Source organism: Myxococcota bacterium (assembly GCA_040387835.1).
Lineage (GTDB): Bacteria > Myxococcota > UBA727 > UBA727 > JABDBI01 > JAZKCZ01.
In genome coordinates this window covers 402,099-424,709 of the sequence record JAZKCZ010000002.1, presented here as the reverse complement: position 1 = coordinate 424,709, position 22,611 = coordinate 402,099, and the positions used below count along the sequence as shown (strand labels likewise).

At 46.8% G+C, this 22,611-nt stretch carries 24 protein-coding genes; 15 read left to right on the top strand and 9 right to left on the bottom strand.

Going from position 1 to position 22,611, the window contains the following annotated elements:
- Positions 1 to 9: 9 nt before the first annotated feature.
- The 4 genes from dnaJ to ribB are packed head-to-tail and all read right to left on the bottom strand — an operon-like array spanning position 10 to position 2,535.
- Positions 10 to 1,116 carry a molecular chaperone DnaJ gene (dnaJ, locus tag V4534_04745; GenBank protein ID MES2504170.1) on the bottom strand — a complete coding sequence of 369 codons (1,107 nt, stop codon included), beginning with the start codon at positions 1,114 to 1,116 and terminating at the stop codon, positions 10 to 12.
- Positions 1,113 to 1,508 carry a transcription antitermination factor NusB gene (gene nusB, locus V4534_04740; GenBank protein ID MES2504169.1) on the bottom strand — a complete coding sequence of 132 codons (396 nt, stop codon included), beginning with the start codon at positions 1,506 to 1,508 and terminating at the stop codon, positions 1,113 to 1,115. Before nusB ends, dnaJ begins: the two co-directional genes overlap by 4 nt.
- A complete protein-coding gene (gene ribH / locus V4534_04735; GenBank protein MES2504168.1) occupies positions 1,505 to 1,930 on the bottom strand; it encodes a 6,7-dimethyl-8-ribityllumazine synthase in 426 nt (141 codons plus the stop codon). Before ribH ends, nusB begins: the two co-directional genes overlap by 4 nt.
- Complete coding sequence (gene ribB / locus V4534_04730) at positions 1,927 to 2,535, bottom strand: 3,4-dihydroxy-2-butanone-4-phosphate synthase (protein MES2504167.1); 609 nt, start codon at positions 2,533 to 2,535, stop codon at positions 1,927 to 1,929. The genes ribH and ribB overlap by 4 nt, the downstream gene beginning before the upstream one ends.
- Before the next feature lie 41 nt (positions 2,536 to 2,576).
- On the opposite strand from ribB, the gene V4534_04725 reads away from it, so the two are divergent.
- The 3 genes from V4534_04725 to V4534_04715 all read left to right on the top strand — a co-directional run bounded on the left by V4534_04725 (position 2,577) and on the right by V4534_04715 (position 4,838).
- The gene (locus V4534_04725) at positions 2,577 to 3,251 is read left to right on the top strand and encodes an RNA pseudouridine synthase (protein ID MES2504166.1); all 675 of its coding nucleotides are present in this window, start codon (positions 2,577 to 2,579) and stop codon (positions 3,249 to 3,251) included.
- A gap of 133 nt (positions 3,252 to 3,384) precedes the next feature.
- Entirely contained in the window at positions 3,385 to 3,951 is a 567-nt protein-coding gene (locus V4534_04720; GenBank protein MES2504165.1) for a hypothetical protein, read from the top strand.
- Positions 3,948 to 4,838 (top strand): nucleotidyl transferase AbiEii/AbiGii toxin family protein, encoded by an 891-nt coding sequence (locus V4534_04715; protein ID MES2504164.1) that lies wholly within the window; start codon positions 3,948 to 3,950, stop codon positions 4,836 to 4,838. The genes V4534_04720 and V4534_04715 overlap by 4 nt, the downstream gene beginning before the upstream one ends.
- Here the strand turns inward: V4534_04715 and V4534_04710 are convergent.
- From V4534_04710 to sucC, 4 genes are read right to left on the bottom strand one after another with little or no spacing between them, the layout of a single operon-like run.
- The gene (locus V4534_04710) at positions 4,785 to 5,351 is read right to left on the bottom strand and encodes a hypothetical protein (GenBank protein ID MES2504163.1); all 567 of its coding nucleotides are present in this window, start codon (positions 5,349 to 5,351) and stop codon (positions 4,785 to 4,787) included. The two genes, V4534_04715 and V4534_04710, sit on opposite strands and share 54 nt — an antisense overlap.
- 60 nt (positions 5,352 to 5,411) lie before the next feature.
- Positions 5,412 to 5,870: an SsrA-binding protein SmpB gene (gene smpB, locus V4534_04705; protein MES2504162.1), complete on the bottom strand. Its 459-nt coding sequence runs from the start codon at positions 5,868 to 5,870 to the stop codon at positions 5,412 to 5,414.
- Positions 5,845 to 6,726: a succinate--CoA ligase subunit alpha gene (gene sucD, locus V4534_04700; protein ID MES2504161.1), complete on the bottom strand. Its 882-nt coding sequence runs from the start codon at positions 6,724 to 6,726 to the stop codon at positions 5,845 to 5,847. The genes smpB and sucD overlap by 26 nt, the downstream gene beginning before the upstream one ends.
- Positions 6,723 to 7,886, bottom strand: coding sequence for an ADP-forming succinate--CoA ligase subunit beta (gene sucC / locus V4534_04695; GenBank protein ID MES2504160.1), 1,164 nt, complete (start codon positions 7,884 to 7,886; stop codon positions 6,723 to 6,725). Before sucC ends, sucD begins: the two co-directional genes overlap by 4 nt.
- 66 nt (positions 7,887 to 7,952) lie before the next feature.
- Here sucC and V4534_04690 point away from each other — a divergent pair, with 66 nt between their 5' ends.
- From V4534_04690 to V4534_04635, 12 genes are all read left to right on the top strand, one after another.
- The gene (locus tag V4534_04690; GenBank protein MES2504159.1) at positions 7,953 to 8,093 is read left to right on the top strand and encodes a hypothetical protein; all 141 of its coding nucleotides are present in this window, start codon (positions 7,953 to 7,955) and stop codon (positions 8,091 to 8,093) included.
- 120 nt (positions 8,094 to 8,213) lie between these two features.
- Positions 8,214 to 10,703, top strand: coding sequence for a hypothetical protein (locus V4534_04685; GenBank protein ID MES2504158.1), 2,490 nt, complete (start codon positions 8,214 to 8,216; stop codon positions 10,701 to 10,703).
- Entirely contained in the window at positions 10,703 to 11,800 is a 1,098-nt protein-coding gene (locus tag V4534_04680) for a glycosyl transferase family 90 (GenBank protein ID MES2504157.1), read from the top strand. Before V4534_04685 ends, V4534_04680 begins: the two co-directional genes overlap by 1 nt.
- Positions 11,801 to 11,845: 45 nt before the next feature.
- Complete coding sequence (locus V4534_04675; GenBank protein ID MES2504156.1) at positions 11,846 to 12,808, top strand: hypothetical protein; 963 nt, start codon at positions 11,846 to 11,848, stop codon at positions 12,806 to 12,808.
- 1 nt (position 12,809) lies between these two features.
- The gene (locus V4534_04670) at positions 12,810 to 13,871 is read left to right on the top strand and encodes a hypothetical protein (GenBank protein ID MES2504155.1); all 1,062 of its coding nucleotides are present in this window, start codon (positions 12,810 to 12,812) and stop codon (positions 13,869 to 13,871) included.
- Between the two features lie 105 nt (positions 13,872 to 13,976).
- Positions 13,977 to 15,038 carry a glycosyl transferase family 90 gene (locus tag V4534_04665; GenBank protein ID MES2504154.1) on the top strand — a complete coding sequence of 354 codons (1,062 nt, stop codon included), beginning with the start codon at positions 13,977 to 13,979 and terminating at the stop codon, positions 15,036 to 15,038.
- An 84-nt stretch (positions 15,039 to 15,122) separates the two neighbouring features.
- Positions 15,123 to 16,871, top strand: a complete 1,749-nt coding sequence (locus tag V4534_04660) for a DNA topoisomerase VI subunit B (GenBank protein MES2504153.1) — start codon at positions 15,123 to 15,125, stop codon at positions 16,869 to 16,871.
- Positions 16,837 to 17,952 carry a DNA topoisomerase IV subunit A gene (locus V4534_04655; GenBank protein ID MES2504152.1) on the top strand — a complete coding sequence of 372 codons (1,116 nt, stop codon included), beginning with the start codon at positions 16,837 to 16,839 and terminating at the stop codon, positions 17,950 to 17,952. Before V4534_04660 ends, V4534_04655 begins: the two co-directional genes overlap by 35 nt.
- A gap of 256 nt (positions 17,953 to 18,208) precedes the next feature.
- Positions 18,209 to 19,762, top strand: coding sequence for a lysine--tRNA ligase (lysS, locus tag V4534_04650; protein MES2504151.1), 1,554 nt, complete (start codon positions 18,209 to 18,211; stop codon positions 19,760 to 19,762).
- Positions 19,759 to 21,081: an FtsX-like permease family protein gene (locus V4534_04645; protein ID MES2504150.1), complete on the top strand. Its 1,323-nt coding sequence runs from the start codon at positions 19,759 to 19,761 to the stop codon at positions 21,079 to 21,081. The genes lysS and V4534_04645 overlap by 4 nt, the downstream gene beginning before the upstream one ends.
- Positions 21,078 to 21,746 carry an ABC transporter ATP-binding protein gene (locus V4534_04640; GenBank protein MES2504149.1) on the top strand — a complete coding sequence of 223 codons (669 nt, stop codon included), beginning with the start codon at positions 21,078 to 21,080 and terminating at the stop codon, positions 21,744 to 21,746. The genes V4534_04645 and V4534_04640 overlap by 4 nt, the downstream gene beginning before the upstream one ends.
- Complete coding sequence (locus V4534_04635) at positions 21,743 to 22,204, top strand: hypothetical protein (GenBank protein ID MES2504148.1); 462 nt, start codon at positions 21,743 to 21,745, stop codon at positions 22,202 to 22,204. Before V4534_04640 ends, V4534_04635 begins: the two co-directional genes overlap by 4 nt.
- Here the strand turns inward: V4534_04635 and V4534_04630 are convergent.
- Positions 22,197 to 22,559, bottom strand: coding sequence for a hypothetical protein (locus V4534_04630; GenBank protein MES2504147.1), 363 nt, complete (start codon positions 22,557 to 22,559; stop codon positions 22,197 to 22,199). The two genes, V4534_04635 and V4534_04630, sit on opposite strands and share 8 nt — an antisense overlap.
- Between the last annotated feature and the right edge of the window lie 52 nt (positions 22,560 to 22,611).

The following is a 22,611-nucleotide window of genomic DNA, read 5'->3' as shown; positions in this document are numbered from 1 at the left end:
ATCATTCCTTTAGCCAAAGAGTTCTTTGACTTTGTCAAAGAAGCTTTTATGAGAGGGTAAATTATCTTCTCCGCTGAGAGAAGCAAACTGTTTCAGCAATTCTTTTTGTTCAGAGCTAAGTTTTTTAGGCGTTTCCACAGTTACACGAACCAAATGGTCACCTTTTTCACCCGAGCGCGAGCGTAAATGCGGGATGCCTTTGTTCACCAACTTAAACACATGGCCTGTCTGAGTTCCAGCAGGTACGTGCAAAGGCGCCTTGCCATGCAAAGTCGGAACTTCGATTTCGGCGCCCAATGTGGCTTGAACAAAGGAGATTGGCAGGTCGCAGACCACGTCAAATTCGTCCCGCTGAAAGAGCGGATGCTTTCGAACATTTAAAACTACGTATAAATCGCCCCTAGGGCCGCCGTCTAAGCCTGCGTTGCCTTCGCCGTTAAATCTGAGCTTAACGCCTTCATCCACGCCAGGCGGGACTTTGACTTTGAGCTTGGACGATACTTCTTTGAGGCGATTGCCGCGGCATTCGATACAAGGGTTAGCGATTACCTGGCCGCTGCCCCTACAGGTGGGGCAAGTCTGTGCGACCGCGAAAAAGCCTTGGTTGATGCGCACTTCGCCAATACCACCGCAGGTTTTACAACCTGTCGGTTTGCTGCCGGCTTTGGCGCCGGTTCCTTGGCAAGCATCGCACGCTTCGCGGCGCTTGATGGTGATTTCGCGCTCCATGCCAAAGGCAGCTTCTTCGAAACTAATTAAGAGGTCATATCTGAGGTCTGAGCCTCTTTGGCCTCTTTGTCTGCCGCCCGAACGTTGGCCCCCGCCGAAAATATCGCCAAAGATATCACCGAAAATATCTTCGATGTTAACGCCGTAGTTATCCTGAGGGGCTGAGCCAACACCGGCGTGCCCAAAGCGGTCATAGCGCGCGCGTTTTTCTGCGTTAGATAGGACCGAATAGGCTTCGGTTGCTTCTTTAAACTTCTCTTCCGTTTCGCGATTGCCGTTGTTTTTGTCCGGATGCAATTCATGCGCGAGCTTGCGGTAGTTGGTTTTAATTTCTTTGTCAGAGGCCGTCTTTTGCAGGCCTAAGATTTCATAATAATCACGTTTCATATCATACTGTCTAAAATGCCATTCACAAACGCACTGGAATGCTCAGCGCCATATCTTTTCGCCACTTCGATCCATTCATTTAAAACGACTTTTTGAGGTTGTGGGTCAAGTGCATGAAAAAGTTCAAATACAGCCAATCTTAAAATATTTCTGTCCACCACTGCCATGCGGTCTACACGCCATTTGTCGCTATGTTCACCGATTTTGACATCGATTTCGGCTTGGTGCGATGTGGTGCCGTCAACCAAGGAAGCGGCAAACTCACGGCCTTCATCGGAAAATGCGAAGTGTTCGAAAAAATCATCGATGGCTCTAGGAGCAGGTGCTCCGCCGTCGACTTGATACATGATTTGCAGCGCGCATTCGCGGCCTTTGTGCCTAGCGCTGGTCATGATTTCGCTCCCAATTTTTCGATGGTTTTGGCCACGTCAAGCGCAGCCAATGCTGCATTTGCGCCGACGTTGCCACAAGTGCCGCCAGCACGTTCGATGGCTTGAGCCATGGTTTCCACAGTCAACACGCCCATGGTGACAGGAAGGCCACAGTCTAAAGAAACTCGGGTAATGCCTTGATGGACTTCCCTCGAAACATGTTCATAGTGGTGGGTAGTGCCTTTAATCACAGCGCCCAAGCAAACGAGTGCTTGATATTGGCCGCTTTTTGCGGCTTTTTGAGCGACAATCGGAATTTCTAAAGCGCCGGGTACCCAAATGATATCGTGAGTGACTTGGCCCTCTAATACGTTTTGAGCGCCTTTAACCAATTGATCGACAATAAACTGATTAAATCGGCTAGCGATAATGGCAAATCTCATAGATTTTTCCTGTGATTGATTAGATCTTGAATGGATACAATAACTAAATCGTGCGTTTTCGCAAACTGGGTAATCTCCGGCATACGAGACATGGTGCCGTCTGCGTTCATGAGTTCACAGATAACGCCTGCAGGATTTAGCCCGGCAAGGCGCATTAAATCGACAGAGCCTTCGGTGTGACCAGGCCGCTCGAGAACGCCACCGTTTCTAGCCTGAAGGGGGAAAACATGCCCTGGCCTGGATAAATCATCCGGCTTTCCCGAAAGGTTTACGGCCGCTAAAATAGTCTTTGCTCTATCTGAAGCTGACACCCCAGTGGTAACGCCTACGGCCGCTTCGACTGAAACAGTAAAAGCAGCAACAAAATGGCTCTTGCTGCTATTGGGCGGAACCATCTGTGGCAGTCCCATCCGTTTGGCTTGTTCTTCTGTGATGGTAATACAGACAATGCCGCTGCCATGTTGGATCAGAAAATTTACAGACTCTGACGTCGCTTTCTCAGCCGCCAACACTAAATCGCCTTCATTCTCTCTAGATTCATCGTCCACTAAGATAATGGGTCTACCAGCTGAAAGGGCTTCTAGTGCATTTTGAATTGAAGTCATAGGAGGTCCTCAATGGCAAAAAATGGTGCTAATGACAACAGATGTCTATCTGTGTGGTTTATAGCGATGAAGATTGTGTAGTGGTGGATAAACCCGCAGGCATGCCGTCTCATCCGCTAAAAGACTCGACAGGTACCAGCGCATTAGAGGTCGTCTGTGAGCTTTATCCTGAAATTAAAACCGCCTCAGATAACCCTTTAGAAGGCGGTATGGCCCATCGCCTAGACACTGGCACCTCGGGGCTACTGGTATTTGCACGCACCAAAGAAGCCTACACGCGCCTGCGTGAAGCGTTCTCAAAGGGCCAAATTGAAAAAACATATGTCGCATTGGTAGAGGGCGAAATTAAAGCCCCCCTGGTAATCGACTACCCGATTGCCCATCACCCCAAAAACCAAGCCAAAATGTTGGCCATAACCCCAAAAAATAAATACTACCGAGGCAAACCCCAACCTGCACGAACAGAAGTCACCCCTCTCCCTGGCACTGCCAAAGTCGGGAGAGGGCATTCCCGCATCGGCGTAAAAATCATAGGCGGGCGACGCCACCAAATTCGCGTACACCTAGCCTCAATCGGCCACCCTTTAGTCGGCGATACCTTGTATGGCGCTGAGCCCATCACCTGGCGCGAGGGCCATGCCCTACATGCCGACTCCATTACCCTGCCAAATGGTCAGGTGCTGAGAAGTACCGGGAAAGAGACCTTCACGCGATGAACATGGGGTTCCAAAAATAGACCACTCCTATTTTGCACGCCATTACTGGAGTGGTGTCTATTTATGATTCGAGAAACTGCGTATTAATGATAAAATTGACACTTTTGTAAACTTGTGTCACTTTTATGTTCTAATGCCGATACTTCCTGCCAAACTCAGCCATGGACCCTTTTCAATTGAGATCGCCCGGTCAGTAGGCGTTTCTTATGCGCAACTACGATTTTGGCTAAAAAAGGGTCTGATTGAGCAAAGGGAGAGAGGAATCTTTCAAGCCGCAGGTGACGATTATAATGAAGAAGAAATATTCAGGTCAGCATTAACTCGGGTCGGGGATCCGAGCGTTATATGTTCTTTGTCAGCGTTGGTTTACTACCAGCTGACAGATGAAATTCCACGACAGACATGGATTATGGTGCCGAAAGTTAAACGATCTAAGCATACTGATTTGAGATTAATTAGAGTGGCAAACTTGCAGTTGGAAATCGGTATTGTGACGATATCGGGGTTTCGAATTACTTCGCTTGAAAGAACTTTGATTGAAGCCATTGTAAAACCACGTTATGTTGGTAAAATATTGGGTATTCAGGCTTTGAAACAAGCGCTGGCAGAGAAAAAAACGACTTTGAACGCCGTCATTAATATGGCGAGTCAGCTGGGTGTTTTAAAGCGGCTTTTGCCTGTAATTGAGGTATTACTTTGAATATTAATCAGAAGCTAAAAATATTAGCGAAGACTCAACAGCTGCATGTTAACCAGCTTCGTGTTCTTTTAGGTCTTGAGCGCATTGTTGCACGTTTAGAATCACATCCGATTTTGCAAAAGCACTTAATTTTTAAAGGTGGTTTCGTTTTGTTCAAGACCATTTCTCATCCGAGATTTACACGCGATATCGATGCTTCCGCGATGGATCTGCCGGATATGGATTTGGTGGGATATACGTATAAGGCGCTTTCGACGGATTTGAAGGACGAGTTTTGGTACGGTGATATCAAGATAAAAGACTTAACGACTGACCAGGAATACGGTGGTGGTTATCGATTTGACTGTGCTTTTCAGATTGGCAACGTGCCCGAGCCAAGTCAAATCCATAAGCTGTCGCGGCTGCATTTAGATATTGGTATCGGCGACCGAATTCCGGACACGCTGCAGCCGCAAAAGATGGTTTCGCTCATGCCTACCGACACACCCATTTCATGGATGATATATCCGCCTGAAAGCATCCTTGCTGAAAAATTGGAGACGCTCTGCAAACGTGGTGCCAGTAATTCGCGGGCTAAAGATATTTTTGATTTGATCGAGTTGTTTCCGATCTGCAAAGACCCTGAAAGACTGGCTGCCGCAATTCAAACCACTTTTCAGGTCCGCCGCACGCCTAGGCCAAAATCGTTTTTTGAACATGTTTCTAGTTTCGAACCTTTGGTGCTGAAATCCGCATGGAACTCTATCAACTTAGTCGGAGAGAACAGGTCCTTTGAGCAAACCTGGGACGGCCTTTTGGCGCAGCTCAAGCAATTCGATGACAGTCGTAACCTGCTACCAGGAGTAACCAAAAGTCGTGGAGAATTCGACATTGAAGAAGGGCCATGATTTAATAAATATACCGCCTGATAAGCCGCCGCCTACGCCAAACGTGAGCCCGTTGAAAAGATCCATCAAAATACCATGCTGAACGTATCCGCCAATCCAGCCACCTTGTTGATAATATGAGTAATAGCCAGCCCTGAGGCTGGGTTCTAGAAAATAGAGCATTTCTACACGGCGCCAGTTAAAAAGAGTCCAACTTTTGCGAATACCAATACCAGAAGATATGTCAAAACAATGAATTTGAGAACTATCCCTTGTATCTATCCATGAACGCGGCAAATCAAAGGCATACATTCGCACAGGTACGGTCAGCTGCCACTTTCTCCCCAACGGGATCGATACTTTAGCTTCCAATGCGGGCAATGGCAAAAGCCACATTGCGGAAACGTCTAATAGGATCGAGGTACTGATGCCCCACTTATTAGCAGCGGATTTAAATGGTAATGGTTCGCTACTGGCATCAGCTTGCCCAAAAATCGCGGCAGAAGATAAAAATGCTAAGATTAATATGCGCATTTTATACAATTAAATCACGTGTTAATATTTGCAATAGGGTAGAATGAATGTCATTCCTGTTTACCGCTGCCCACGATGCATCACACGTGCGACTTCGCGATCTGCTTCACGTTGCTTAATCGTGTCGCGTTTGTCGCCCTTGCTTTTACCTTCTGCGATAGCGATTAATACTTTCGCTCGGCCATCTTTAAAATACAGTTTTAATGGAATGAGCGATAAACCTTTGCGGGCGGTGTCTCTCTCGATTTTTTTGATTTCTTTGCGATTGAGCAGCAGTTTTCGAGTGCGATCGGTTTCATGGTTTTCGTGCGTGCCATGGGTGTAGGGCTCAATTTTAAGGCCTAGTAGAAAAACTTCATGATTTTTGAGCAAAGCATAGGCATCGCCGAAATTAACATGGCGGGCGCGCAGTGATTTTACCTCACTGCCCACCAGGACCATGCCGCATTCGTAGGTATCAATGATGCTGTAGTCAAAGCGCGCGCGCTTGTTCTCAGCGATTTGGTTTAAAGTGCTCACGGAAAGTGATTCCTATCTCCGCTGGGGTGGGGGCGATGGCTATCCCAGCTTGTTCGAAGGCCTTGATTTTGTCTTTGGCCGTACCTTGTCCGCCTGAAATCACCGCGCCCGCATGACCCATGCGGCGACCTTCAGGGGCGGTGCTGCCGGCGATAAAGCCGACAACGGGCTTGTTCATGTGGCTTTTGACGTAGTCTGCGGCTTCTTCTTCCGCGGTACCGCCGATTTCGCCGATCATGACCACGCCGTGTGTTTCGCTGTCTGCTTGGAAAGCTTTCAACACATCAACAAAGTTCGTGCCGTTGACTGGATCGCCGCCAATGCCTACGCAAGTTGACTGCCCTAGGCCTAGCTGAGTGAGCTGGTATACCGCTTCATAGGTTAAAGTTCCTGAACGGGAGACCACGCCTACGTTGCCTTTTTTGTGAATCGAACCAGGCATAATGCCGATTTTACATTCATCAGGGGTGATAATGCCAGGGCAATTTGGGCCGATCAGGCGCGTCTTGCTGCCTTGCATGGCACTTTTAACTTTCACCATGTCTAGCACGGGGATACCTTCGGTAATGCAGACGACTAAATCCAGCTCGGCCGCTATCGCTTCCAAAATCGCGTCCGCTGCAAATGGGGCAGGGACATAGATGATCGAAGCATTGGCCTGTGTTTCCTGGGCTGCTTCTTTAACGGAATTGAACACGGGCACTTTGCCTAAAAAGCGCTCGCCCTTTTTGCCAGGGGTAACGCCTGCCACCACTTTGGTGCCGTATTCGAGCATTTGCTCCGCATGGAAAGCGCCAGCTGAACCGGTGATTCCCTGGACGATGAGACGTGTGTTTGAACCAACCCAGATGCTCATAGTGACCTCGCAGCGCTCACTGCTTTTTGAGCAGCGTCTAATAAGTTTTCCGCAGGGATGATTTTAAGCCCTGATTTAGCTAGGATTTCTCGGCCTTCCATCACATGGGTGCCTTCCAGGCGAACGATCAATGGTATGTGCAGCCCGAGTTCAGCTACGGCGGCTACCACGCCCGCGGCAATGACATCGCATTTAGCAATGCCGCCAAAAACGTTAATGAGCACGGCTTTGACCTTGGTGTCTTGCAGGATGATTTTGAGCGCTTCGGTCACCTTTTGCTGAGACGCACTGCCGCCAACATCTAGGAAGTTCGCTGGATCGCCGCCCACTTTCTTAATAATATCCATGGTTGCCATGGCAAGACCAGCGCCATTCACCATGCAGCCGATGTTGCCATCGAGTGCGATATAACTTAGGCCGTGGTGCTGAGCCATGGTTTCTCTCGGGTCTTCTTGGGAAGGGTCTTGCAGCTGTGCAATGCCTTTATGTCTAAACAGCGCATTGTCATCGAAATCGATTTTGGCGTCCAAGGCGACCCATTCGTCTGCCTTAGTTAACACCAGCGGATTGATTTCCATCAAAGCGGCGTCGGTGCTGATATAAGCTGTATATAGAGAGACCAAAAGGGGTGCGAGCTTTTTGGCTTGTGCATCGGTTAAGCCTAAATCATACGCAATATGCCTAGCTTGATAAGCCATCAAGCCGGTTGCAGGGTTAACCCATTCTTTTAAGATTTTTTCTGGATGATGTGCGGCCACTTCTTCAATATCCACGCCACCTTCCGCTGAGACCATCAAGCAGACTTGGCCTTTAGCGCGGTCTAAAACCAGCCCCGCATAATATTCTTTGGCAATCGCGCAGCCTTTCTCAACCCAAACAGAGTTGATCTTTTGGCCTTCAGACCCTGTTTGTGGGGTAATCAGCTGTTTGCCAAGCAGAGCTTCGGCGGCCGATTCAGCTTCCTGGCGGCTTTTTACCAGCTTAATCCCTCCGCCTTTGCCGCGCCCGCCCGCGTGTACTTGGGCTTTTACCACGCAAGGGTAACCGAGCGCATCACTGGCGCTAACCACTTGATCTAAAGTTGAGCTTAAGCGTCCTTCTAAGGTTGGAATCCCATATTGGCGGAGCAGCTCTTTGGCTTGATACTCATGGATCTTCATGCAGAGCATCACTAGCATAAATAATCAGCTGTGCTATAGGCCTGTCTAATAGGAGCTTTGAAAATTATGGTTTCCCCTACCAAACACACTTGGACCGTTCGTGATCGCAAGGCCAAACGCGCTGGCAAAAAAAGAAAGAATCAACTCGCCACCCGTGGGACCACATTGCCCCGCGCTGACTTGTTCAAAGTTGTTGAAAAAGCTTAAATTCTCGGTCATTTGATCGCATTTTTGAGAGCCTGGCGGTTAACTGCCGGGCTTTTTGGCGTTTGGGTTTTAGACTGGCCCCGATTGACACCTATATTAAATAGGATAGCGTCCATCTGTATGAGACATTTGTTGTATGGTTTTAGAGCGATTTTGTTGTCTTTAGGACTAGCAATCATGTTTGCTGCTGAGTCTCATGCCCAATGGGCATTGGTTGCTGATTACGGCATACCATTTTTGGCCGAAATGGGATTTACCGTTCTTGAAGATATCCCGTTTACCAAAGGTCTGATTTCGCTGCAGGGAACGAACCTGCGCAACGGTTTTAGTAAGCATTTACAGGATAAAATTACTGCGAAAACACAAGATGCTTATAATGCAGCATTTCCACCAGTTAAGTCAGAGTTTGCAGATGAATTCCAAACTTCGATGACCGACTTTTATCGTGCCAGTTTGCGCGCGCACAGTACTGAAAGCATCAAATCTCGCATGACGATGGCCAGCTGGATGCCTATTTTCGATGCCTTGTTTACACTCGAAACACCAGACGCTCTGGCTTTTGCTGTGTATCTATTCAGTGAGTTCTTGCCAGAATATAGCCCTGATGATTTAGAAATTTACGACAAGGCACGTTCGCAATTTCAAAAGATTAGTTTGAAAGATGTTGAGACGCAACTTGTAAAGTACGGTCAGTTAGAAGCGAGAGTTCATGATGTGCTTGCCATCTGGGCGTTAGGCGAATCTGCAAGTAACAGTCATCGTGAAAACCATGTTGTTTCTATGCGGCCTCTGATGACAAGCCTCGTTGGTGCTGGCTTGGCATCTTACGTTAACGGAAAATTGCCTGCTTCGATTACGCCCTTAAACCGAGCTTTCTCCGATGGGATGACTCGCGCTCAAGTATTTGATTTGGCAGCTCGCACACGCAAATTAGTGCAGAACATTGGCGAGCCGGCAGCTAATTTGACCTCCACGAGCTACGATTTGCATAGAAGACGGCAAATGGAGATAGGCCTATTATGGAGTGAACTGGGCCTTGTCATGCGAACCAACTTGTTTCGCTATCTAGCGGTTATTGTTCCTGGCCTGGTTACCATGAAAAGCGCGCCTACTATGGCGGTACAGTCGGCGATGCTGGCGAACATGCTGAGCTATATCCGGCAATATGACCCCGAATATCTTGACGACCGCTTCTTGCGTTGGTGCTTCGAAGCGGTCTTAGGTGGCATGGATTATTTTACACCTGAGTTTAAAGAAAACGTAGAGGGAAACCTGCGTTGGATTGACCCCGGCTACGCACTTCCTGAGGTGCAAGCGTATTATGCGGCGGTCTTAAATCCGATTCCGTTATCTTTGATTGTAACCGACTTGGGCTATAGAGCGTATTTGGGGCAAAGCCTATCGCAGATTAAAAAGTCTACTGGGATCCCCCTGCCATCCATTTTTCTCACCTGGTCAGCCAATCTGCTTCATACAAATTTAAAAGGCCCACTGACAAAGGTGCACCCTGTCCTGGGTGGTGTTTACGACCAGTTTGGAAAGGCATTGATCCTAGGTGTCAGCGAACCGGGCTCCAATGATATTCAGCAAGCAATTAACGATTTCACGCGCGCTACCAATAAGAGCAATGCGGAAACTCAGTTAAGCCAGGGATATGTTCAACTCAATGCGCGTTTTGGTATGGATGCTCAGATGGCTCGTGCCATTTTTGAGCGATTTCTTCCCACATTGAATCATATCTTAGATGCTGCGCGCGAGGCTTATGAACGAGGCGAGGTAGAAAAAGCAGCGTCAATTATGCTCTATTGGGCCGAACTAATCACTGTAGTTTATCCTGAGACGAGTGTGGACGACCACTTGCTAGCGACGATGGCCAGGTCCAGATTCACCCAGTTTGTAGATGTGAAACGTATAGCGGAAGCGATTGAGCGAATACTTCCGCGTGAAAAGGAAATTTTTTCTTGTCTGGTAAACAGTCGACTGTTTTACGCCGGTTTGACGAACGCTAACTGCGACAACGATGGGACCGCAACGAGTATGGGCATGATGTTAGCCTTTTATGGTGTCACTACTTTTGCTTATGCATTGCCCGGATTGGTCGCCTGGCAGATGCCCCCCAAGATTCAAAGTGCACACGTTTCGAGAGCAACCGGCTTAAATCCAGCGTATGTGACCGCTAATTTAGGCGGCTTGCTAAAAGCTTTAAATGTCGCTTATAGCGCTGCCAAAAACTTATTGGTTGTGAACACCTTTATGGGGGTTGCAAAGCCTTTAGTCGATTTGGCTAAATCGAATTCCCAAAGTACTGGTCAGCTTTTGTTTTTGAAAAAAAGGGTTGATGAAGATGAAACTTGGGATAAGTCGCGCAAATTGTTTTCGAATCGTCAATGGGAATTGCCTAAGCATTTGAATGGGCTGGCTCAGGAAGGGCGGAAGGATTTAATTGTTGTGTTGGCGAATTGGGCGTTTAATTTTAGGCAAGTGAATCCTGAGTATAGAACTTTTGAGGAGTTTCTTAAGACGCCTTTGGGGCAGCATTACGCGGAAGGTGCCGGGATGTTAAGGCCGTTTTTTGAGAAAATGAGAAGTATGTTTTCTTCGGAAATATAATGAAACAGATAACAAAGCTATTGATATTGGCAACCATTTTAATTGCATTTGGTTGCGACAATGAAAGAGAACCAAGAAGACCAGATTTTAGACTTTCTTATGAAAATCAAATAAAGAGAGATTTAATGGTTTTTAGCCAAACCGGCTTGACACCAAAATCCGTATTGAAAAGCTATCAGCAATCTCCCCATACTCGTTTATATGTTGAAATCGTTGACGGCGAAGTTAGATATACGACTGATGATAGAGATAGCTTGCGACTGGATAGAGCGGCACAAATTATCCAGCTGATTAGGCAGTCAGTCAGGGCATATGGAAAGTTGCAGAACATGGCCTTGGTATTTAATTTGCTAGATGAACCGCAAATAAAAATTTGTCGAACTGACAAATGTGAATCTTTGCCGTTATTTTCCTTTCAAAAGACAGATGATTATGCTGATATCCTATTCCCCTATGTTCCGCAGTTTTTAAATATAGATTCTAGATACAAAGATATTAATTCCCTTGATGTTTCTTGGGAGTCGAAGGTCGAACAGCTAGTGTGGCGAGGAAGCCAGACAGGTGGTGTATTTGATGCCACCAATTGGAAGGAATTTGGCAGAAGTAAATTGGTGCTCAAATGTAACGAAATCCCGGCTTTATGTAATGCTGGATTTTCGAGCTACAGCCAGGTAACGGAAGAAGGCATGCTTGCCATGGCAGGTGAGATCGGATTGAAGGAGCGCATTTCAGAACCTGAGATGATGAAATGGAAATATGTGGCATCCTATGATGGAAATGGTTGGGCAGATCGTTTTGTGCGGCTCTTAGCCTCTGGTTCGGTTGTGTTTAAACAAGACTCCCCCTTTTACGAATTTTTCTATAGCTCGCTTGTACCGTACAAACATTACCTTCCGGTGAAACAAGATAGCTCAGATTTGGCTGAACAAATTCTTTGGGCACGGCAAAATGATTCAAAAGTTCGGATCATTGTAAAGAACGCTAATGAATTCGTAGGTAGTCAGATGAGGCAGCCTATGGTTGAACAATATGTGTATCGGTTGTTACAAACTTATGGAGACCTGCAAAGATGGGGCGACCTAGGAACTGCAATATGACCGGTACTGGTACACTTGGCTTTTAAATAATGGTACAATAATTAAATGATGAATTTCTATGGAATATTTACCATATCTTCTCTGGCGCTTTTTTTTGTAATATCCTGTGTTAAAACACATGAAAACGCTGAATGCGCCATATTGAAGACTAATCCTGAACAATTGGCGAAATGCTTGCAGCGCCATTGGTCGGGGAGGATAAGCGATAATCCTCGGGTTCAGAATTTTTTAAAAAAATATAAAATTTATGTCTCGTACACTACTTCACCGAAAAGGTTAGATGATTCTCTCTTTGTTCTATTAGGAGCTCAACCATTTTTAGATCATGTTGAGGCAGTTTTTCTCGCCATCCCCTCTAAATTTGGCAGGACTGGTGCGTCCTATAGTTTAGAGAGCCCCGTATATGCTTTCCCAAAGGTAGAGCGTGTTCCTCTTATTAAAGACTTTGGTCCTATTTCAAAAATGCTCCCAGTTGTGAAGATGCTGCATGAGAGAGGCGTGAAAGACGGTATCGTTATTACCCTCGATGATGATATCGGTTATGCCCCAGATTTACTGGCTCGTGTTGTAGAAACAGCGATTTTAAAGGGTGGCGCAGCCTCGTCTCAGGTTAACTGTTTATCAGCGTATGGTTCATTGAACAAAATATGGCCTACCCTCGGTGAATGCGAGGGGTCTCAGTCTACCGATATTGTCGAAGGCTGGGGGGCTGTTGCTTACCGCCTAAATATATTCAGTGATGCGCTTATTCAAGAGCTTGAAGCGAATTCTGCGGCGAGTAAGGAATGTTATTTGTCTGACGATGTTGTAATTAGTTATTCTCTGGCAAAAAGAGGAATACCGAGATGGCATGCTTTGAGCGAGTTAAGTGTTATCCCTTTTGCGGAGGGAGAAACGGGTAGTGACGCGTTACACAATGGTGCAAATGGCCTTTCGGAGGTTGGAGGCCTTGGTGGTAATTCACTTAAATATAATCAATGTATTAATTTTTTGAGGCAGTACAAATAAAATGATTCGTATTATCTTTTCAAAGCCTATTATCTTGCTACTATTGTTGGTACAGTCTTGTCAAATTGCGGAGCCGTCTGAAAGACCCGAGTTTGAGCCACTCAATGCGCGGTTGTTCAAAATTGACTCGGCACAAGAAAAGGGCGTAGTTACATCAGTTTCCTCAGTTGCTATTACCGGTGTCAAGTTTCCCTTTAATGCTAGTATTTTAAAAAACAGAAAAGGCTATTTCCTTATCTTTAGAGAGATTGATTTTACCTCGAAAGGCTCTTATAATTTTAATAAAACAGGATACGTTACTCTAAACGATAGTTTTAAAGTAAAAGAAGGACCTTTTTATTTTAATGTTGATGCTACGTTGGAAGATGTAAGAGCTTTATCCGGCCCTTCTGGTCGCGTCGTCTTGGTGGGAAACCATTTAGCAAAAAAGACATCTAATAGAGAAATGGTTTTGATAGAAGCGATTGAAACGAACAAAGAACGCCTGCAGATTTTTAAAATTAAACCTATAAATTCTCAATTAGATGAGAAGAATTGGTCGCCTTTTTTCTATGAAGACGAGTTGTTTTTGACATATAATTTGGAAACGACGCATAAAGTCATATCCGAAGGGCTTCTTTGTGATCCCTCTGATAAGTGTTCGTTTGAGAATAAGTATGCGTACCAGTCGCCAGCAACCACCTGGACTTGGGGTAAGCTCCGGGGGGGGACACCAGCAAAGGAAGTTATGGTCGATGGAAGAAAATCCTATCTTTCATTCTTTCATTCTGTCCATCGTTCTGAAGGTCTGGTATTCTATTTTATGGGCGCGTTAATTTTTGAGGGCCAGCCGCCCTTTCGCGTTTTGAAAATTTCTAAGGCGCCGATTGTTTTTGATGGAATGTATCGTTGTGGAGCGGTTGAATCTCCAATTTTAAGAAAGGATTGGCTCGTGTCTTATCCGGTTGGGTTAGAAATAGAAGGGGATGAAGGGGTTTTATCGTTGGGTGTTAACGATTCCTGCATAAAAATTATCACCCTGGATCTTCCTGCGCTTTTCAACTCAATGAAATACATTAAATAGAAGTTTGTGTATAGAGCTTCACTAGTTCATACCTGTCGAGTGTAATCTATGTTATGCTCGCTGAAAATTTAAACTCGGTTAATTAAGGCAATTTGAAAAAAATCTATGGTAAAAAATCGTTTAGTCTTCATTTGTGCCTTGCTTACGTTATTATCGGCAGGTTGTGGTGACTACGAGAGTATTTCTAATTATGATTTGCCATATGAAAATCAAATCGATCGAGATTTAAAGCCTTTTCAGTCTCAGCGTATTACAATTCAACAAGTCAGAGAGGCCTATCAATCTCATCCTGATACTAGAGTGCATATTAAAATTTATGGCAGCAGTGTTAAAGCACGGTCGCTAAGTCCTGCCAAAGACAGAATACATGTGGTGGTTCAATTGGTTCGGCAAGCAATCAATCGTTTCGGGCCTCTTGGCAGGATCGAATTTGTATATAATTTGCTGGATGAGCCTCAAATTTCAGTTAATGGTCCTCTGTTCCCCATTTTTTCTTTCAGTGCGTCACCTGAATATGCGGATATCGTGTTCCCTATGATCGCAGGCGGGGAGTTTCTACGGATGGATTCGGTCTTGAGCGATATTAAATCTCAATCTGTGCCATTCAATGAAAAAAAAGATCGGTTGGTTTGGAGGGGTTCTCAAACGGGAGGCGTGTATGAGGAAGCTAATTGGCGAGATTTTCCTAGAAGTCGTTTGGTGTTATTCTCTTCAGAGAAACCAGACCTCTGCGATGCAGGTTTTACTTCCTATACCCAGGTTTCTAAAAGAGCCAAAGAGCAGATCGAAAATACTGTGGGTCTTAAGCGCCCGATGTCGCTAGCGAATATGCAGGCATATCGTTATATTGCTTCGTTAGATGGAAATGTGTGGCCTGACCGATTTCCCCAGCTTCTCGCCACAAACTCTTTAATATTTAAAGAGAGATCTCGCTTCTATTCATTTTTCGATCTTGCGCTAGGAGAAAACGTCCATTATCTGTCGTTAGATAGTGATATGTCCAACCTTGAATCACAAATTCTGTGGGCAAAAGCCAATCCAGATAAAGTTGTTGAAATCATCGGGAACGCCAATTTTTTTGCTCGTGACTATCTTAAACAGTCAGCCGTAGAAGCCTATGTGTATAAGTTGTTACTGGGATATTCTGCGGTTGTTCATTGGGATTGATGGGATTGATGGGATTGGCTATCTTTAGGCCGTTTGTTTCATAATATTGCCAGATAATGACTAAAATGTGCTAAAACACTGGCTGTGGCTAGTACATCTAACATCCGTGAAATATCGATTTCTGAGTTTTTCGCCAAAAACCGGCATTTGCTAGGTTTTGATAACCCGCTGAAAGCTTTGCTTACAGCAGTTCGAGAAGCGGTGGATAACTCTTTGGATGCTTGCGAAGAAGCCGGCATTATGCCGGAGATTATCGTTGAGATTAAGGCTGAGTCTAACAGCCAATTTGCAGTGTCGATTACGGATAATGGACCTGGTATTTCCAAGGCGCATCTCGGTAATATTTTCGGCAAGCTTTTGTATGGTTCTAAGTTTCACCGTTTGAGACAGTCGCGCGGGCAGCAGGGCATCGGTATCTCTGCGGCGGTTATGTACGGGCAGATGACGACTGGTAAATCGGCGCTGATTATTAGTAAGACGAGTTCCAAACACCCAGTGCATGAGATAGAACTTCAGATTGATACGAAAAAGAACATGCCCAAAATTTTGAAAGACCGGGAGAATCATGACCCGGTGTGGGCGGAGAAGAAATCTGGCACCAAGATTACCATCCATTTGGAAGGCGCTTATAAAGAAGGCCGACACGGTATTTTGTCTTATTTGAGCCAGACAGCTCTATCGAACCCTCATGCTAACTTGCTTTATATAGATCCTAAGGGCGATAAACATCCTTTCCCTCGCGTGATGACCACTTTGCCCAAAGCACCGCTGGAGATTAAGCGTCACCCGCATGGCGTTGAGATTGGCTTGCTGATGCAGCTGTTGCAGGATGCAAAAAAACAAACACTTGGTACCTTCTTGAAAACCGAGTTTTCTCGCGTGTCGGATGCTGCTGCGGCTGAAATTGTGAAAGCGGCAGGGCTCGCTTTAGGCAAGCCGAGCCAAGGACTGGCCAGGGCTGAGGCTGAAAAACTTTACCAAGCGATTCAAGCGACTAAGCTGTTGCCGCCACCGACAAATTGCTTATCCCCGCTGGGCGAAGATAACTTAATGAAAGCGCTCTATTGGCTCTTCGTTGAGTCACAGCGTTGGGACGAAGAAGAGCAGCTTAGCTTAGTCACAGGGGGCACCGGCATTGCCGCGAAGCCTGAGAAGAAGGGCCAGTCGCAATTTGAATTTGCCACCGCTGAAACTGAGATGCAATCTCGCCAGGTAGAAGCAGGTGAGGACGGCGCGATTGCGTCTCGTGAAGACGGTTATTTCGTGACTGCGGTCACCAGGCCACCCTTTGTTTATCGTGGTAACCCCTTTCAGGTGGAAGTTGGGCTGTTTTACGGCAAAGGCTTGAAGGCGGATGGCCTCATGCAAGTATACCGCTATGCAAACCGGGTGCCGCTTCAGTATCAGGCATCTGCGTGCGCTATGACGAAAGCAGCCTTATCGGTGCCCTGGAAGTCTTACAACTTAGATCAGTCAAGAGGCGCATTGCCGACGGGTCCGGTGGTTGTGGTCATGCACGTGGCTTCTGTTTGGGTGCCTTACACGTCTGAGTCCAAAGAGGCGATTGCCCACTATCCTGAGATTTTGAAAGAATTCAGGTTGGCATTGATGGAAGCCGGCAGGCGCTTGCAGCGTTATTTGCGACATCAAAAGCGCCAAGCTGAAGAAGCGAAAAAGCGCGGTTATATCGAAAAATACTTGAATCCTATTGGAGAAGCTTTGCAATCTATATTGCAACTTTCTGCGGCCGAAAAGGCAAAAACAATTGAAAATCTGACCCACCTCTTGGAAAAAAATTATGGCCAAAAAAAACCCGAACAAAAACGCGCTTAGTGCCATCGAAAAAGCTGCCAGAGCGATTTATTCAGAAATCGAAAAGCAGAAAGCACCTACCCTTAAGATGCCCGTGCGGTCCTTGAGCAACGTGAGTTATGACGGCGATGTCGGATTTTTCGAGCTGGGCAACGAAACTAAAAAGCGCACATTGAGCGTGAATACTGTCAAGACTTTTGCACAGACGCTCAAGATGATGTCCTTAAGCCGAGATCTCGTTTTGAGCGACGATTTCGCAACCAAGAGAGATGCGTATTATCAGTCAAAAAACTGGGGTGACGCTCGCTTTAACGAGCAACCTGAATCAGACGGTGTGATGGATGACATTGAGGCCTTATTTGCACTGGAAGGGTTAACGCGAGAAGAATTGCGCTTCGTGCCTGACCAACATGGTGGCTCAGTTGCGGGCGAGCTCGTTGTGATTGATACTGACCTCGAATCTGGCGAGCGCATATCTATCGATTGCACCAAGTTTGGCTCGGGCGCTTACGCTGTGCCTTCTTGGGTAGAGCATCTGGAGTTTAAGACCAAGGCAAGCTTTATCTTGTGTATTGAAACGCAAGGTATGTTTCAGAGGCTCCAAAGTCATAAATACTGGAAAAAGGCGAACTGCATTCTCGTCAGCATGGGCGGCGTGCCTACCCGCGCTTGCAGACGTTTCGTTAGACGTCTGTCGGAATCTGCGAAGGTGCCTGTGTATGCATTCACCGACTGCGATCCTTATGGGATCGGCAATATCTACAGGACGCTTAAAGTAGGTTCGGGTAATGCTGCGCATATTAACCAATTCTTCTGCGTGCCGCATGCATCTTACATGGGCTTGATGCCGAGCGATATTGAACTTTATGGCCTTAACAAGGCAACGCATCCGTTGGGCGACCAAGATAAGAAGCGCGCGACAGATGCGCTGAAGAATGATCCGTTTTTTCAGGCGCATAAGCCTTGGCAAGATGCGTTGAACAAGATGCTTAAAATGGGCGTTAGAGCTGAGCAACAGGCATTGAGTCTGCATGGGCTGAACTTTGTAATTGAAGAGTATTTGCCAAGGAAACTTAAAGCGCCTGATAAATTTTTACCTTAGTTTCCCGGGAGGGGGCGGTCAATCTGCCTACCTGGGCCTCACTCGCTGCGCTCGTTCAACCCAGGCTACTGGCACTGAGACATCTTTCAGATGTCAAAACGCGTTCCCGAAGATGCCAACGGCATCGACAAGTGCCAACAGCTTGGACCATAGCCGGCCCAACGGGGGGCGTAGGTCCAAGAAGTGTGTCTGAGGGCAGCTTAACGCTGAAATTTGGGTTTACTCCAGCTGAAATTCCGCTATCTTTAAGCCGCTTATGACTGAATCACGCATTAAAGAAGAGCGCCTCCAAAAAGCGGCGCAATTGAACGAACTGGGTCAAAATCCTTACGGTAACCAATTTAAGCCTGGCATAACGGCTGGCGAGTTTCATGCGTTGTATTCAGAAAAAACTCGTGAAGATCTGGAAGGCGCGACGACTGTATATAAGCTAGCCGGGCGCGTCATGGCTATGCGTGACATGGGCAAGGCTTGTTTCTATCGCATTCAAGACCGCAGCGGCACGTTGCAACTATTTATTCAAAAAGCGGCTTTAGGCGCTGCTGAAGAGCAGCTCAAATTAACCGATATGGGCGATTTCATTGGCGTGACTGGCACACCCATGCGCACCAAGACTGGCGAGCTGTCGTTGCATGTCACGGGCTTCGAAGTTTTGACAAAGTCGCTTAAGCCTTTGCCCGAAAAATGGCACGGCTTGACTAATATCGAGCAGCGTTATCGCCAGCGCTATTTAGATTTGATTGGTAACGAAGAAGCTCGAGCCGTCTTTAAAGCCCGAACGAAGATTATTCGCGAAATCCAGGCGTTTTTGGATGCTCGCGATTTTATGGAAGTTGAAACGCCCATTTTAAGTGATATTGCCGGCGGTGCTGCTGCGCGGCCGTTTATGACGCATCACAATGCGCTCGATGAAGATTTGAGTTTACGCATTGCGACTGAGCTGCATTTAAAACGCTTGGTTGTTGGTGGCTTCGAACGTGTCTATGAAATTGGACGTTTGTTTAGAAATGAAGGCGTTAGCACGCGGCACAATCCTGAATTTACCACAATCGAATTTTATCAGGCTTACGCCACTTATGAAGATTTGATGGCCATGACCGAAGAGTTGTTTAGGCGCTTAGTGTTTGTGCTCCATGGCAAGTATCAAATGACTTTTGGCGAGTATGAGCTTGATTTTGAAAAGCCGTTTCGCCGGGTTTCCATTGCGCGTTTGGTGGCTGAACATATTGGCCTTTCTGCTGAACGTTCGGAAGCTTTGGAGAAAATTTCTGATGTGAAATGGGCATTGGAAATTGCTCAGGGTCGGACGGTTGCGCCGGATACGGCGAAGTTGATTTTGAAAGAACATGGCTGGTCACAGGAAGCTGCTTTTTCTGAAGTTGCTTCTCGAAACTTGGCGCTGCATTTGCTTTACGCGGTGTTTGAACATGAAATCGAGCCGCTCTTGATTCAACCAACGTTCTTGTTGGACTTTCCAGTGGCGGTTAGCCCGCTCGCTCGAAGGCGTGATAGCGATTTGGCGGTGGTGGATCGATTTGAATTGTTCTGCGCTGGCATGGAAGTGTCGAATGCTTTTTCAGAGCTTAACGACCCACAGGATCAGCGTGGGCGATTTGAAGATCAAGCCAGGCAGAAAGCTGCAGGGAACTTCGAAGCACAGGATGTTGATGAAGACTTTTTGACGGCTTTGGAAGTCGGCATGCCGCCAACAGCCGGGCAGGGCATTGGCATTGATAGGCTTGTAATGTTGTTGACCAATAGTCAGTCGATTCGGGATGTCATCTTGTTTCCGAAGATGCGTGCGCGATGATTGAATCGCCGGCTTATCAAATTGTTAATTGGGTTGCTTGGGGAGCGGGCGCGCTGTTAGGCGGCGGTGTTTTCGCGGCGTTTGTTTACCTGTTCTGCGGCGAAGGGCGATTTAACCCATCTTTTGCTTATGAAGGTTTGATGGCTCGCCGGTTTTTGATGGCGAAGCGAAGTCACAAAGCGGTATCGATTATTACTTTGATTTCAATTTTGGCTGTCATGGGCGCATGCGCGGGCATGGTTGTGGTCATGAGCGTTATGAACGGATTTTCGGGCGACTTTCGGGACAAGATTTTGGGATCGAACCCGCATGTGATGTTGATGCGTTACGGGCACGAGTTTTCTGATTATGAAATGGTTACTCAAAAGACCAAAGCTTTGCCCGGGGTGCTCAGTGCTAGGCCGTTTATTTTGGGCGAAGGGATGTTGTCTTCCAAGTACAACATGAGCGGCGTGGTGCTTAAGGGTATTTTGGAGCCAGACGCTGATTTGCAGAAAAGCATCAAAGAAGGAAAGTGGGATTTTGAAGGCGGACAGGGCATCGTGATTGGCCTTGAGATGGCTAAAAATCTTAAGGTGTTTTTGGGTGATGCCGTGAGCTTGGTTAGCCCTTTGGGCGAGTTGGGCCCGACAGGTTTGTTGCCTAAGACTAAGACTTTTAGGGTTTCCGCCCTGTTTAATACGGGCATGTATGAGTACGATTCGAAGTTCGCGTATGTTTCTTTGAAAAGCGCGCAGAGTTTGTTTGGGTTGGGCGATGCCGTTACAGGTGTTGAGTATAAAATCGCTAATCCTGAGCTGGCGAATGTTGTTTCTGATGCCATTGACCGCATTTTGGGCGGGTATCCGTTTTATGCGCGGGATTGGATGGAGATGAATCGGCCACTTTTCTCTGCGTTGAAGCTAGAAAAAATTGCCATGTTTATTATCTTGATGACTTTGATGGCGATGGCCAGTTTGTTGATTTTGGTGACGCTGATTATGGTCGTTTTGGAAAAAGGCAAAGAGATTGCCATTTTGAAAAGCATGGGCGCGACCGATGTGTCGATTATGAAAATCTTCGTGGCTTATGGATTGACCATTGGCAGTATTGGCACGGCGCTTGGACTGGCGATTGGTCTGGGGCTTTGCGCGATATTGCAATATTTTGGCATTGGGCTGGACGCAGAAGTTTATTATATTAGCCAGATTCCTGTGCGTGTCGATGGGTTTGAAGTGCTGTACGTGACCCTGGGTGCTTTGGTGGTTAGCTTTTTAGCCACTGTGCCGCCGGCTTGGTTTGCGGCGCGCTTGAAACCGGTGGATGGGCTTAGGTCATGAAGTTAGAAGTGAATGACCTTTCTAAAAGCTACTTTTTGGATGGCAAAGAGGTGCCGGTATTAAGCCACTTGAGTTGGAGCGTTCCTTCAGGGGATATGCAGACCATCACTGGTCCTTCGGGCGCTGGTAAAAGCACGCTGCTGCATATCTTGGGGACGTTGGACGCGCCGACGGGCGGCGAAGTATTGCTGGACGGCCAGAATATTTTTGCGCTTCGGGCGACTCGGATGTCCAGATTTAGAAACGAAAAAATTGGCTTCGTATTTCAATTTCACCATCTGTTGCCTGAACTCACGGCGGTTGAAAATGTGCAATTGCCCCTGTTGATTGGCGGCTTTAGTAAAAAGCAAGCCGCCTTAAGAGCAGAAAAATGGCTTGAACGCGTCGGTTTGGCCGCCAGATTGGCGCATCGGCCGGGTGAGCTGTCCGGCGGCGAGCAACAGCGTGTGGCCTTGGCGCGGGCATTGGTGACGCATCCCAAATTACTGCTGGCGGATGAACCAACAGGCAATCTCGACGAAGCAACTGGAATTGCCATTGTGGATTTGATTCGGGAACTCAACGTGGAGCTGGGCATGACCGTATTAATGGTGACTCATAATCCCCGTTTGGTGGGTGAGAAGAGTTTTCAGTTGCGTAATTCCCTGCTATCAACAGCTCCATGAACTCAATCGCGATTATCTCAAACACATCCGATAAAACCTTCGCTGAAATGATGAACAGCTGTTCCCGCAAAGTACGCGAAACGCTTTTTTCCCGCCTCGGCATTAAATCAAAAACAAGCGGTGTCACCCTTCAGCTTGGGCAAAAAAGAGATGATCAAGCGCGTAAGCTGCACGACAAGTTTAAAAGCAGCGACTCCAAAGCCGAATCCGATGTCTGCCAAGAATTAATCCGCAACTGGCTTTATACCAAGCGACCGATGCTAAAAGAAACCTTGGATTTTTTGAAAATCCCAAATCAAGATGGTTTGGTTGAAACAGAGTTGGATTTCTTTAAAGAGCTACCAGCTGGTGACGTGAAATCAGTGTTTGAGCATGTTAGCAAGCAATACGAGCCAGAGCATGTTTGGATCTATCTGAATTTTGTGGAAGCACCTCAAGTGCCTGCTTGGTCTAACTGAACTGAAATTGCTCAACCAACGTTGCAAATTTAGGCACTGCTAGTTCAACATAAGGCTGCGCGCGCGGCCTTAGTCCCTTGTATAGCTTAGTCACCAAAGGATGCTTGCGTTCTTTCACTCGCTCGTCTGTTATGGCGAGCCAGGCAGCGGCCACAGCTTTAGGGTCTGGCTGCGTCTTTTGATATGCCAGGATGAAATCATCCATTAGATAATCCACCGCCCGATGAGGTGCATCAGGCTTTAATGCACACACCAACCCATAGGCATGCTGAGCTGTCAGGCCAGTGAGGCCTTTGGTTGCCTTGACCTCTTTCTCCAATAGGTCCACGCACGCATCAATAAATACTGAACGCATGTTGTATTAGTGGTGGGTACGATTGAAATTGCTTCACCCAACGCGGTAAAAT

Bases quoted from the DNA above. Each gene is read 5' to 3' on its own strand.
- V4534_04710 (MES2504163.1), bottom strand. From the start codon at position 5,351: ATGCGCATATTAATCTTAGCATTTTTATCTTCTGCCGCGATTTTTGGG.
- V4534_04725 (MES2504166.1), top strand. From the start codon at position 2,577: ATGTCTATCTGTGTGGTTTATAGCGATGAAGATTGTGTAGTGGTGGAT.
- V4534_04635 (MES2504148.1), top strand. From the start codon at position 21,743: ATGAACTCAATCGCGATTATCTCAAACACATCCGATAAAACCTTCGCT.
- lysS (MES2504151.1), top strand. From the start codon at position 18,209: ATGACTGAATCACGCATTAAAGAAGAGCGCCTCCAAAAAGCGGCGCAA.
- V4534_04720 (MES2504165.1), top strand. From the start codon at position 3,385: ATGCCGATACTTCCTGCCAAACTCAGCCATGGACCCTTTTCAATTGAG.
- V4534_04675 (MES2504156.1), top strand. From the start codon at position 11,846: ATGATGAATTTCTATGGAATATTTACCATATCTTCTCTGGCGCTTTTT.
- dnaJ (MES2504170.1), bottom strand. From the start codon at position 1,116: ATGAAACGTGATTATTATGAAATCTTAGGCCTGCAAAAGACGGCCTCT.
- V4534_04665 (MES2504154.1), top strand. From the start codon at position 13,977: ATGGTAAAAAATCGTTTAGTCTTCATTTGTGCCTTGCTTACGTTATTA.
- V4534_04655 (MES2504152.1), top strand. From the start codon at position 16,837: ATGGCCAAAAAAAACCCGAACAAAAACGCGCTTAGTGCCATCGAAAAA.
- nusB (MES2504169.1), bottom strand. From the start codon at position 1,508: ATGACCAGCGCTAGGCACAAAGGCCGCGAATGCGCGCTGCAAATCATG.
- ribH (MES2504168.1), bottom strand. From the start codon at position 1,930: ATGAGATTTGCCATTATCGCTAGCCGATTTAATCAGTTTATTGTCGAT.
- V4534_04685 (MES2504158.1), top strand. From the start codon at position 8,214: ATGAGACATTTGTTGTATGGTTTTAGAGCGATTTTGTTGTCTTTAGGA.
- sucD (MES2504161.1), bottom strand. From the start codon at position 6,726: ATGAGCATCTGGGTTGGTTCAAACACACGTCTCATCGTCCAGGGAATC.
- V4534_04670 (MES2504155.1), top strand. From the start codon at position 12,810: ATGATTCGTATTATCTTTTCAAAGCCTATTATCTTGCTACTATTGTTG.
- sucC (MES2504160.1), bottom strand. From the start codon at position 7,886: ATGAAGATCCATGAGTATCAAGCCAAAGAGCTGCTCCGCCAATATGGG.
- V4534_04690 (MES2504159.1), top strand. From the start codon at position 7,953: ATGGTTTCCCCTACCAAACACACTTGGACCGTTCGTGATCGCAAGGCC.
- V4534_04630 (MES2504147.1), bottom strand. From the start codon at position 22,559: ATGCGTTCAGTATTTATTGATGCGTGCGTGGACCTATTGGAGAAAGAG.
- V4534_04645 (MES2504150.1), top strand. From the start codon at position 19,759: ATGATTGAATCGCCGGCTTATCAAATTGTTAATTGGGTTGCTTGGGGA.
- V4534_04640 (MES2504149.1), top strand. From the start codon at position 21,078: ATGAAGTTAGAAGTGAATGACCTTTCTAAAAGCTACTTTTTGGATGGC.
- V4534_04680 (MES2504157.1), top strand. From the start codon at position 10,703: ATGAAACAGATAACAAAGCTATTGATATTGGCAACCATTTTAATTGCA.
- ribB (MES2504167.1), bottom strand. From the start codon at position 2,535: ATGACTTCAATTCAAAATGCACTAGAAGCCCTTTCAGCTGGTAGACCC.